We start from the raw sequence: 11,770 nt of genomic DNA, 5'->3' as shown, positions 1-11,770 counted from the left end.
CGCAGCTTATTAAGGCAAGGGACTAGACCATGCATTTCACCATTCAACGCGAAGCCCTGTTGAAACCCCTGCAACTGGTCGCAGGCGTCGTCGAGCGCCGACAGACCTTGCCGGTACTGTCCAACGTGCTGTTGGTCGTCGAAGGCCAGCAACTGTCGCTGACCGGTACCGACCTGGAAGTCGAGCTGGTCGGTCGTGTGCAACTCGAAGAGCCGGCCGAAACCGGTTCCATCACCGTGCCGGCGCGCAAGCTGATGGATATCTGCAAAAGCCTGCCCAACGATGCGCTGATCGACATCAAGGTCGACGAGCAGAAGCTGGTGGTAAAGGCCGGTCGTAGCCGCTTCACCCTGTCGACCCTGCCGGCCAACGATTTCCCGACCGTCGAAGAAGGCCCGGGCTCGCTGACCTGCAGCCTGGAGCAAAGCAAACTGCGTCGTCTGATCGAACGCACCAGCTTCGCCATGGCCCAGCAGGACGTGCGTTACTACCTCAACGGCATGCTGCTGGAAGTTTCCGCTGGTGTGATCCGCGCCGTGGCCACCGACGGACACCGTCTGGCGATGTGCTCGATGCAGGCCGATATCGGTCAGCCGGATCGCCATCAGGTGATCGTGCCGCGCAAAGGTATCCTCGAGCTGGCGCGTCTGCTCACCGAGCCGGATGGCAATGTCAGCATCGTCCTCGGCCAGCACCACATCCGCGCCACCACTGGCGAGTTCACTTTCACCTCGAAACTGGTCGACGGTAAATTCCCGGATTACGAGCGCGTCCTGCCGAAAGGTGGTGACAAGCTGGTACTCGGCGATCGTCAGGCGTTGCGTGAAGCGTTCAGCCGTACCGCGATTCTGTCCAACGAGAAGTACCGCGGTATCCGTCTGCAACTGGCCAGCGGTCAGTTGAAGATCCAGGCCAACAACCCGGAGCAGGAAGAAGCGGAAGAAGAAGTGGGCGTTGAATACAACGGCGGCTCGCTGGAGATCGGCTTCAACGTCAGCTATCTGCTCGACGTGCTGGGCGTGATGACCACCGAGCAGGTTCGCCTGATCCTGTCCGACTCCAACAGCAGTGCGCTGGTGCAAGAGTCCGACAATGACGATTCGGCTTACGTTGTCATGCCGATGCGTCTGTAATCAGCTGATCCTGAATGTCGTTAAGTCGTGTTTCGGTCACCGCGGTGCGCAATCTGCACCCGGTGACCTTCTCCCCCTCCCCCCGCATCAACATTCTTTACGGCGCCAACGGCAGCGGCAAAACCAGTGTTCTGGAAGCCATTCATCTGCTGGGGCTTGCCCGTTCGTTTCGCAGCACGCGGCTGTTGCCCGTGATTCAGTACGAACAGCTCGCCTGTACCGTATTCGGTCAGGTTGAGCTGGCTGAAGGCGGACACAGTGCGCTGGGGATTTCCCGCGACCGTCAGGGCGAGTTCCAGATTCGCATCGACGGCCAGAACGCCCGTAGCGCTGCGCAGCTGGCGGAGATCCTGCCGCTGCAGTTGATCAACCCGGACAGCTTCCGTCTGCTGGAAGGCGCACCGAAGATTCGCCGGCAGTTTCTCGACTGGGGCGTGTTCCACGTCGAACCGCGTTTCATGGCCACTTGGCAGCGTTTGCAGAAGGCGCTGCGCCAGAGAAACTCCTGGCTGCGGCATGGTACACTTGACGCCGTTTCGCAAGCGGTTTGGGACAGGGAACTGTGCCAGGCCAGCGCTGAAATCGATGAATACCGCCGCGCTTACATCACAGCCTTGAAACCGGTCTTCGAACAGACCTTGAGCGAACTGGTTGAGCTCGAGGGTTTGACGCTCAGCTATTACCGAGGCTGGGACAAGGACCGCGAATTGAGCGCCGTACTCGCCGCTTCCGTACAACGGGACCAGCAGATGGGGCACACCCAGGCCGGACCGCAACGAGCTGATTTGCGTCTCAGATTGGGCGCACACAATGCCGCGGACATCCTGTCCCGGGGTCAGCAGAAGCTTGTGGTCTGTGCACTACGGATTGCCCAAGGGCACCTGGTCAGCCAGGCCCGTCGCGGACAGTGTATTTATCTGGTGGATGATTTGCCGTCCGAGCTGGACGAGAGCCACCGCCGCGCGCTGTGCCGCTTGCTGGAAGACTTACGCTGCCAGGTGTTTATCACCTGTGTAGATCACGAATTACTGAGGGAAGGCTGGCAGACGGAAACGCCAGTCGCTTTGTTCCACGTGGAACAGGGCCGTATCACCCAGACCCACGACCATCGGGAGTGAAGGCATTGAGCGAAGAAAATACGTACGACTCAACGAGCATTAAAGTGCTGAAAGGCCTGGATGCCGTACGCAAACGTCCCGGTATGTACATTGGTGACACCGACGATGGCAGCGGTCTGCACCACATGGTGTTCGAGGTGGTCGACAACTCGATCGACGAAGCCCTCGCCGGCCATTGCGACGACATCAGCATCATCATTCACCCGGACGAATCCATCACCGTTAAAGACAACGGTCGTGGCATCCCGGTAGACGTGCATAAAGAGGAAGGCGTTTCCGCCGCAGAGGTCATCATGACCGTCCTCCACGCTGGCGGTAAGTTCGACGACAACTCCTACAAAGTATCCGGCGGTCTGCACGGCGTAGGTGTGTCGGTGGTGAACGCACTGTCCGAAGAGCTGGTCCTGACCGTTCGCCGCAGTGGCAAGATCTGGGAACAGACCTACGTCCACGGCGTGCCTCAGGCACCGATGGCCATCGTTGGCGACAGCGAAACCACCGGTACCCAGATCCACTTCAAGGCTTCCAGCGAAACCTTCAAGAACATCCATTTCAGCTGGGACATCCTCGCCAAGCGCATTCGTGAACTGTCCTTCCTCAACTCCGGTGTCGGCATCGTCCTCAAGGACGAGCGCAGCGGCAAGGAAGAGCTGTTCAAGTACGAAGGCGGCCTGCGTGCGTTCGTTGAATACCTGAACACCAACAAGACTGCGGTCAATCAGGTGTTCCACTTCAACATCCAGCGTGAAGACGGCATCGGCGTGGAAATCGCCCTGCAGTGGAACGACAGCTTCAACGAGAACCTGTTGTGCTTCACCAACAACATTCCGCAGCGCGACGGCGGCACTCACCTGGTGGGCTTCCGCTCGGCACTGACGCGTAACCTGAACAACTACATCGAGCAGGAAGGTCTGGCGAAGAAGCACAAAGTCGCCACCACCGGTGACGACGCTCGTGAAGGCCTGACCGCGATCATCTCGGTGAAAGTGCCGGATCCGAAGTTCAGCTCGCAGACCAAAGACAAGCTGGTGTCTTCCGAAGTGAAGACTGCAGTGGAACAGGAGATGGGCAAATACTTCTCCGACTTCCTTCTGGAGAACCCGAACGAAGCCAAGCTGGTGGTCGGCAAGATGATCGACGCCGCCCGTGCCCGTGAAGCTGCGCGCAAGGCCCGTGAGATGACCCGCCGCAAAGGCGCGCTGGACATCGCCGGCCTGCCGGGCAAACTCGCTGACTGCCAGGAGAAAGACCCGGCGCTGTCCGAACTGTACCTGGTGGAGGGTGACTCCGCGGGCGGTTCTGCCAAGCAGGGACGTAACCGCAAGACCCAGGCGATCCTGCCGTTGAAGGGCAAGATCCTCAACGTCGAGAAAGCCCGTTTCGACAAGATGATCTCGTCCCAGGAAGTGGGCACGCTGATCACCGCGCTGGGCTGCGGCATCGGTCGCGAAGAGTACAACATCGACAAGTTGCGCTATCACAACATCATCATCATGACCGATGCTGACGTCGACGGTTCGCACATCCGCACCCTGCTGCTGACCTTCTTCTTCCGTCAGCTGCCGGAGCTGATCGAGCGTGGCTACATCTACATCGCCCAGCCACCGCTGTACAAGGTCAAGAAAGGCAAGCAAGAGCAATACATCAAAGACGACGACGCCATGGAAGAGTACATGACGCAGTCGGCCCTGGAAGATGCAAGCCTGCACCTGAACGAAGAAGCCCCGGGCATTTCCGGTGAAGCGCTGGAACGTCTGGTCAACGACTTCCGCATGGTCATGAAGACCCTCAAGCGTCTGTCGCGTCTGTACCCTCAGGAGCTGACCGAGCACTTCATCTATCTGCCGGCCGTCAGTCTGGAAACCCTGGGCGACCACGCGGCGATGCAAGAGTGGCTGGCGCAGTATGAAGTCCGTCTGCGTACCAACGAGAAGTCGGGCCTGGTCTACAAGGCCAGCCTGCGTGAGGATCGCGAGCGTGGCGTCTGGCTGCCAGAGGTCGAACTGATCTCCCACGGCCTGTCGAATTACGTCACCTTCAACCGCGACTTCTTCGGCAGCAACGACTACAAAACCGTGGTCACCCTGGGCGCGCAATTGAGCACCCTGCTCGACGAAGGCGCGTACATCCAGCGTGGCGAGCGCAAGAAAGCCGTTACCGAGTTCAAGGAAGCCCTCGACTGGCTGATGGCCGAAAGCACCAAGCGCCACACCATCCAGCGCTACAAAGGTCTGGGCGAAATGAACCCGGATCAGCTGTGGGAAACCACCATGGACCCAAGCGTGCGCCGCATGCTGAAAGTCACCATCGAAGACGCCATCGGTGCAGACCAGATCTTCAACACCCTGATGGGTGATGCGGTCGAACCTCGCCGAGACTTCATCGAGAGCAACGCACTGGCGGTTTCCAACCTGGATTTCTGATCCTGTTTGCTACCCGCTCATGAAAAACCCCGGCCAATGCCGGGGTTTTTTTTGCCTCACTCATTCCCAGTGCCGACACTCTCCAACCGATACCCATACCCATAAATTGTCAGCAACTGCCAACCCCGATCCGCTGTCAGCCCGAGCTTGTTGCGCAATCGGTAGATATGCGTATCCAGTGGCCGCGAAGAAGTTGTCTCCTCGTTCGGCCAGAAGCGCTCGTACAGGTAATCCCGCGACAATGGCCGCCCCAGGTTGCTGAACAGGCAACGCGCCAGGCGGTATTCGCGTTCGGTCATGAGGATCGGTTTGCCTTCACGGGTGACGGTCAGTTCGGCGTCGTCGAAAGTCAGATCGTGAAACGTCTGTATTTCGCCCGCCGCGCTGCGCGGTTGGCTATGCCGACGCAATACCGCAGCCACCCTCGCCTTCAACTCATTGGGGCGAAACGGCTTGCTGACATAATCGTCAGCCCCGGCATTCAAGGCTTGAACGATATCGCTCTCGCCATCGCGGCTGGTGAGCATGATTGCAGCGGGTGGCGCGTCCATGTGTTCGCGGGTCCAGCGCAGCAGTGCCAGACCCGTGAGATCAGGAAGTTGCCAATCGAGAATCAACAGGTCGAAGGTTTCCCGGCGCAGCTGGCGCAACAAGTCTTCGCCGCGCTCGAAGCTGTGCAGTGACCACGGCTGCTCGCCCGCTTCGGCCATTTGCTCCAGGGTTTGCTCGACCCGGCGCAGTTCGGCGGGTTCGTCGTCCAGAATGGCAACGCGCATCGGCGGTGTTCCTTGTCGCTGGGGCTGGGATGTCGACAATAGCGACTCCCCGGCCGCGATGAAAGAAGCAGCCCGTCGGTGGTCGACGTCCGCTATGATTCTTCGGGTCTACGCCTCCGACCAGAGACCTATGAAACCCTATCCACTGCCCTGCCCTTTGCCTCATGCGTAACCCTCAACGCCGACGTGAAAGTCGTGAGCCGAGCCAGGTCCAGCGCCTGTTCCGGCGGCTGGTGCGCGAGTGGTTGTGGATAAGTCTAGTGCTGTTGCCGCTGACTGCCTTGTTGTCTTATCGCGCCCAGATCAATCTGCACAATCCGTCGCCAGCGCCCGGCGCTCTGTTGTCCGTGGCGATGGTCGCGGGTGTGCTGGGATTATTGCTGTGGCGGCCGCGTTGGGCGCTGTGGGTAACCTTGGTCGGTATGGCCTGTGCGCTGATCGCCAGCGCCCTGCTGGCCGAAGTCCGCTACTGGTGGTCGCCAACGCCAGCAGCCCTGGGGATGTTGTTCGGTTACCTGATCTGGAACTGGCGACGCCTGAGTGTTGTGCTGACGTATTTCGGCTGGGAGCTGGCACGTCTGGACAGCGAACCGAAAGTCTTCCCTGAACGTCGGCGGACCCGCTTCACCGGTGCCGACCGTTTGCAGGGCCAGATCATGGCGCTCGAACAAGCCATGAGCCGCACCCGCGACACCCGGCGGTTCATTGCCGATGGCCTGGAATACCTGCCGGTGGCGACGCTGATCAGTGATCCGCTGGGCAAGATCCTGCTGGGCAATCGCAAGGCGCGCGAGTTGTTCGAGGATCCGCTGGTGGGCGATGACGTGCTCGATCAACTGGCACGGCTCGGCTATCCGGAATTATCCACAGCGCCGCGACCGCCGCTGGCCACCCTGCCGCTGCTGGAATTTCGCGATCACAAGGAGCGCAGTCTGCGCCTGGAAAGAGCGGCGCTGCTGCCGGTCGACGGCGATACGCCGATCGGTTGGCTGCTCAGCCTGACGGACTTGAGTGCCGAGCGTGCGGCTGAGGAGCAGCGCGGCGTCCTGCTGCGTTTTCTTTCCCACGACCTGCGCGCCCCCCATTCGGCGATCCTCGCCCTGCTGGATGTGCATCGTCATCAGGCGGGTGCTGATGCGCCGCTGTTCGAGCAGATTGAGCGCCAGGTGCGCCGCGCGCTGGATCTGACCGATGGTTTTGTCTTGTTGGCGCGGGCTGAATCCGAGACCTACCAGTTCCGCCCGACATTGTTCGCCATGCTGGTACTGGACGTGCTGGATCAGGCCCTGCCGATCGCTCAGCAGAAACGCATCGAGCTGCTCAACGAGGTCGATGAGCAATGCCAGGAGCGGCTGATTCTGGCCGATCAGGGATTGCTGACGCGCGCCCTGTTCAACCTGCTGGAAAACGCGATCAAGTACAGCCCCGCAGACAGTACTGTGCAACTGAAGGTCAGCTGTGATGGACAGTGGCTGCGCTGCGAATTGACCGATCAGGGCAAGGGCATTGCCGCCGATGAATTGCCTGACCTGTTCAGCCAGTATCGGCGTTTCTCTTCGGCCCAAGGCATCGACGGCGTGGGCTTGGGTTTGTCGATGGTCAAAGCCGTGATTGATCATCATGGCGGTACGATTGAGTGTCGTAGCGTGGTCGATGCGGGAACCACTTTCCTTATCGAGTTGCCGCTGCTCGCTGAATGAAAAAGGGGCACAAAAAAACCGGCTATAACGGCCGGTTTTTTTACATCCGAATAAAACTTATGCACGGATTTTGTTCAATTCATAAATTTATAAATATCTATGAAAATCAATAAGTTAGAAAACAATTGCGGTCTTTTTTAGCAAAAGCGTACACAGGTTATCCACAAAATTCAGACAGCCAGTTGGTCACTCGCTGCCGGTGCCTGTGGCGCCGGTGGCAGCGAGCCCATTTCACGCTGGGTTTTCTCGTTCCACGCCTGCACACGGTCATTCAGATCAGCGATGGCGCGCGGCCCGCTGCCTTCGGCATACATCGGTTCGCCGATGACCACGGTGATCACTCCGGCCTGTTTGCCCCAGCCGATTTTTGGCCAGAATTTGCCGGCATTGTGTGCAATCGGCAGCACCGGAAGCGCCGCATTCACCGCCAACGCACTGCCACTGCGAGAGAATTTTCCGACAGTGCCGTAGGGGACTCGTGTGCCTTCGGGAAAGATCAGCACCCAGACGTTGTCCTTGAGCAGCTCGTCGCCTTTAGCCGCGACTTGTTTGAGCGCGGCCTTCGGGTTGTCGCGGTCAATGGCGATCGGGCGCAGCATTGCCATGGCCCAGCCGAAGAACGGCACGTAGAGCAATTCGCGCTTGAGCACTTGGCTCAATGGCGAGAAATAAGCGGAGAGAAAGAAGGTCTCCCAAGTGCTCTGGTGGTTCGATTGAATCACGCAGGGCCGGTCAGGCACGTTTTCCGCACCTTTGATTTCGTAGCGGATGCCAAGGAAAACCTTGGTCAGCCACAGGGCGCAACGGCACCAGTACACATTGATGAAACGATAGCGCGCCTTGAAGGACAGAAACGGCGCGATGAAAAAGCTCAGACTGCACCACAGCAACGCTGTTGTGCCCAGCAGCAGATAAAAAACAAAGATTCTGAAGGCCCGCAGTATCGACATGGCGACGGTTACCGTTACGGGGCAATGCCCCGACTGTTCAAGCGCACTCCCGAGCAATCCCTGGCCAGGAAATTCAGAAGTACTCTAGTTGTGGATAAGTTCTGCGGCAATCGCCGCCAGATCGTCAAAAATCAGGGTGCCAACCGGCAGGGTTTTGCCCTGAGTCTTTTCGCCTTTCCCGGTCTTCACCAAAACTGGCTGTGAATCGACGGCTTTGGCGGCCTCCAGGTCACCAAGGCTGTCACCGACGAACCAGACGTTGGTCAATGGCACCGTGTAATGCTCGGCAATGGTTTTGAGCATTCCCGGTTTCGGTTTGCGGCAATCGCAACCTTCGTCCGGGCCATGCGGGCAATACACGATCAAACCGACTTCGCCGCCCTGCTGCGCGACCAGCTCGCGCAGGCGCGCGTGCATGGCCTCGAGGGTGGCGAGGTCGTAATAGCCGCGAGCAATGCCCGACTGGTTGGTGGCCACCGCCACCGTCCAGCCGGCCTTGCTCAACTGCGCAATCGCTTCGATCGAACCGGGCAGCGGAATCCACTCCTCCACCGACTTGATGTAGGCATCGGAGTCGTAATTGATCACGCCGTCACGATCGAGAATCAGCAGTTTCAACAGCAATCCCTCAACCCAGCAGCGAAATGTCGGCAACACCGAGGAACAGGCCACGCAGGCGCGCCAGCAGCGCGTAACGGTTGGCCCGCACATTGGCATCGTCGGCATTGACCATCACCGCGTCGAAGAACGCGTCGACCGGCTCGCGAAGTGCCGCCAGGCGTGCCAGCGATTCGTTGTACTGACGCGCCGCGGCCATTGGCTGCACCGCCTGATCCGCTTGCTGGATCGCCGAGTACAGCGAGAACTCGTTGGCATTGTCGAAATACTTGGCCTCGACCACGGTCGGTACCGAGCCTTCGACTTTGCTCAACAGGTTCGACACGCGCTTGTTCACCGCCGCCAGCGCTGCCGCTTCCGGCAGTTTGCGGAAGGCCTGAACCGCTTGCACACGCTGGTCGAAGTCCAGCGCCGAACCCGGCTTCAATGCACGTACCGACAGGTAGGTGGCGACGTCGACGCCTTCGTCTTCATAACGCGCACGCAGGCGGTCGAAGATGAATTCCAGCACGGCATCGTTTAGGCCGGCAGCCTTGACCTTGCCGCCGAATGCATTCACCGCGAAAGCCACGGCGTCGTTCAGGTCCAGGTCCAGTTGTTTCTCGATCAGGATACGCAGCACGCCCAGTGCCGCACGGCGCAGGGCATACGGGTCTTTGCTGCCGGTTGGCAGCATGCCGATACCGAAGATGCCGACCAGAGTGTCGAGCTTGTCGGCGATGGCGACAGCTGCACCGGTCAGGGTCGCTGGCAATTCGGCACCGGCACCGCGTGGCATGTACTGCTCGTTCAGCGCCAGCGCGACGTCCTGCGGCTCGCCGTCATTGAGGGCGTAGTAGTAACCGGCGACACCTTGCATCTCCGGGAACTCGCCAACCATTTCGGTGGCCAGGTCGCACTTCGACAGCAGGCCCGCGCGGGCAGCCCACGAGGCGTTGCCGCCGATACGTGCGGCGATGTACGCGGCCAGTTTGGAAACGCGCTCGGCCTTGTCGTAGACGCTGCCGAGTTTTTCCTGGAACACCACGTTTTGCAGGCGCAGGTTGAAGTCTTCGAGCTTCTGCTTCTTGTCCTGCTTGAAGAAGAACTCGGCGTCGGTCAGGCGTGGGCGCACCACTTTCTCGTTACCGGCGATGATCTGCTGCGGGTCTTTGCTTTCGATGTTGGCCACGGTAATGAAACGTGGCAGCAACTTGCCGTCGGCATCCAGCAGGCAGAAGTACTTCTGGTTGTCCTGCATGGTGGTGATCAGCGCTTCCTGCGGCACGTCGAGGAAGCGTTCTTCGAACGAGCACACCAGCGGCACCGGCCATTCAACCAGCGCAGTCACTTCGTCGAGCAGTGCCGGCGGCACGATCGCCGTGCCTTCCTGACGGGTGGCCAACTCTTCGGTGCGCTTGCTGATGATCTCGCGACGCTCGTTGGCATCGGCCAATACGTAAGCGGCACGCAGGTCGGCGAGATAGCTCGACGGCGAACCGATGCGCACGCTCTCCGGATGATGGAAACGGTGACCACGGGATTCACGGCCAGCCTTCTGCGCGAGGATCGTGCAATCGATGACCTGATCACCGAGCAGCATCACCAGCCACTGCGTCGGACGCACGAATTCTTCCTTGCGCGCACCCCAACGCATGCGTTTCGGGATCGGCAGGTCGTTCAGCGAATCCTCGACGATGGTCGGCAGCAGACTCGCGGTCGGCTTGCCGGCGATGTTCTGGCTATAACGCAGTTTCGGACCGCTCTGGTCGATTTCGCTCAGCTCGACGCCGCACTTCTTGGCGAAGCCGAGGGCGGCCTGAGTCGGATTGCCGTCAGCGTCGAACGCGGCCTGACGTGGCGGGCCATCGAGGTTGATGCTGCGATCCGGCTGCTGAGTGGCCAGCGCAGTGATCAGCACAGCCAGACGACGTGGCGCGGCATAAACGGTTTTGCTTTCGTAGCTCAGGCCAGCGGCTTGCAGGCCCTTGTCGATACCGGCGAGGAACGCATCAGCCAAAGTGTTCAGGGCTTTGGGTGGCAGTTCTTCGGTGCCCAGTTCAACCAGAAAATCTTGCGCACTCATTGTGCAGCCTCCAGCTTGGCCAGTACTTCGTCACGCAGGTCCGGGGTCGCCATCGGGAAGCCCAGCTTGGCGCGGGCCAGCAGGTAGGCTTGCGCAACGGAACGCGCCAGGGTGCGTACGCGCAGAATGTATTGCTGACGCGCAGTCACCGAGATCGCCCGGCGCGCATCCAGCAGGTTGAAGGTGTGCGACGCCTTCAGCACCATTTCGTAGCTCGGCAACGGCAGCGGCTGGTCGAGTTCGATCAGGCGCTTGGCTTCGCTTTCATAGAAGTCGAACAGCTCGAACAGTTTGTCGACGTTGGCGTGTTCGAAGTTGTAAGTGGACTGCTCCACTTCGTTCTGGTGGAACACATCGCCGTAGGTGACTTTGCCGAACGGGCCGTCAGCCCAGACCAGGTCGTAGACCGAATCGACGCCTTGCAGGTACATCGCCAGGCGCTCGAGACCGTAGGTGATCTCGCCGGTCACCGGGTAGCACTCGATGCCGCCCGCTTGCTGGAAGTAGGTGAACTGGGTGACTTCCATGCCATTGAGCCAGACTTCCCAGCCCAGACCCCAGGCGCCGAGGGTCGGCGATTCCCAGTTGTCTTCGACGAAGCGGATGTCGTGCACCAGCGGGTCGAGGCCGACATGCTTGAGCGAGCCCAGGTACAGTTCCTGGAAGTTGTCCGGGTTCGGCTTCAGGACTACCTGGAACTGGTAGTAGTGCTGCAGACGGTTCGGGTTTTCGCCGTAACGGCCGTCAGTCGGACGGCGGCTTGGCTGCACGTACGCGGCGTTCCAGGTTTCCGGGCCGATGGCGCGCAGGAAGGTCGCGGTGTGGAAAGTGCCGGCGCCTACTTCCATATCGTAGGGCTGAAGTACCACACAACCTTGCTCGGCCCAGTATTGCTGGAGCGCGAGGATCAAGTCTTGGAAGGTACGCACGGCTGGCGTAGGCTGGCTCACGAAATTCACCTGTTTCTTGGGCTGCGATTTAAAGAGC

9 protein-coding genes are annotated in these 11,770 nt (G+C 59.9%); 4 read left to right on the top strand and 5 right to left on the bottom strand.

Annotated features, from left to right (window positions below; all coding sequences use genetic code 11):
- Positions 1-29: 29 nt before the first annotated feature.
- From dnaN to gyrB, 3 genes are read left to right on the top strand one after another with little or no spacing between them, the layout of a single operon-like run.
- Positions 30-1,133: a DNA polymerase III subunit beta gene (dnaN, locus tag ACV8MC_RS06520; RefSeq protein WP_016772390.1), complete on the top strand. Its 1,104-nt coding sequence runs from the start codon at positions 30-32 to the stop codon at positions 1,131-1,133.
- 14 nt (positions 1,134-1,147) lie between these two features.
- Entirely contained in the window at positions 1,148-2,251 is a 1,104-nt protein-coding gene (recF, locus tag ACV8MC_RS06515; protein WP_056791117.1) for a DNA replication/repair protein RecF, read from the top strand.
- Between the two features lie 5 nt (positions 2,252-2,256).
- Entirely contained in the window at positions 2,257-4,674 is a 2,418-nt protein-coding gene (gene gyrB, locus ACV8MC_RS06510) for a DNA topoisomerase (ATP-hydrolyzing) subunit B (protein ID WP_024014948.1), read from the top strand.
- 56 nt (positions 4,675-4,730) lie between these two features.
- On the opposite strand, the gene ACV8MC_RS06505 is transcribed toward gyrB, so the two are convergent.
- Entirely contained in the window at positions 4,731-5,450 is a 720-nt protein-coding gene (locus ACV8MC_RS06505; RefSeq protein WP_073470814.1) for a response regulator transcription factor, read from the bottom strand.
- A gap of 164 nt (positions 5,451-5,614) precedes the next feature.
- Between ACV8MC_RS06505 and ACV8MC_RS06500 the strand changes: the two genes are divergently transcribed.
- Positions 5,615-7,150: an ATP-binding protein gene (locus ACV8MC_RS06500; protein WP_457264818.1), complete on the top strand. Its 1,536-nt coding sequence runs from the start codon at positions 5,615-5,617 to the stop codon at positions 7,148-7,150.
- Positions 7,151-7,320: 170 nt separating this feature from the next.
- Here the strand turns inward: ACV8MC_RS06500 and ACV8MC_RS06495 are convergent, their stop codons facing one another.
- From ACV8MC_RS06495 to glyQ, 4 genes are all read right to left on the bottom strand, one after another.
- A complete protein-coding gene (locus tag ACV8MC_RS06495; protein ID WP_041476517.1) occupies positions 7,321-8,100 on the bottom strand; it encodes a lysophospholipid acyltransferase family protein in 780 nt (259 codons plus the stop codon).
- Positions 8,101-8,184: 84 nt separating this feature from the next.
- Positions 8,185-8,724 (bottom strand): D-glycero-beta-D-manno-heptose 1,7-bisphosphate 7-phosphatase, encoded by a 540-nt coding sequence (gene gmhB, locus ACV8MC_RS06490; RefSeq protein WP_457264817.1) that lies wholly within the window; start codon positions 8,722-8,724, stop codon positions 8,185-8,187.
- Between the two features lie 4 nt (positions 8,725-8,728).
- On the bottom strand, positions 8,729-10,783 hold the full coding sequence (gene glyS / locus ACV8MC_RS06485) for a glycine--tRNA ligase subunit beta (RefSeq protein ID WP_041476515.1): 2,055 nt from the start codon (positions 10,781-10,783) through the stop codon (positions 8,729-8,731).
- Positions 10,780-11,733, bottom strand: a complete 954-nt coding sequence (gene glyQ / locus ACV8MC_RS06480; RefSeq protein ID WP_003187265.1) for a glycine--tRNA ligase subunit alpha — start codon at positions 11,731-11,733, stop codon at positions 10,780-10,782. The genes glyS and glyQ overlap by 4 nt, the downstream gene beginning before the upstream one ends.
- Between the last annotated feature and the right edge of the window lie 37 nt (positions 11,734-11,770).

Source organism: Pseudomonas sp. PK-RTE-24, from assembly GCF_054052265.1.
Note: the sequence above shows the minus strand (reverse complement) of the source record. Positions and strands in the feature narration are given on the sequence as shown.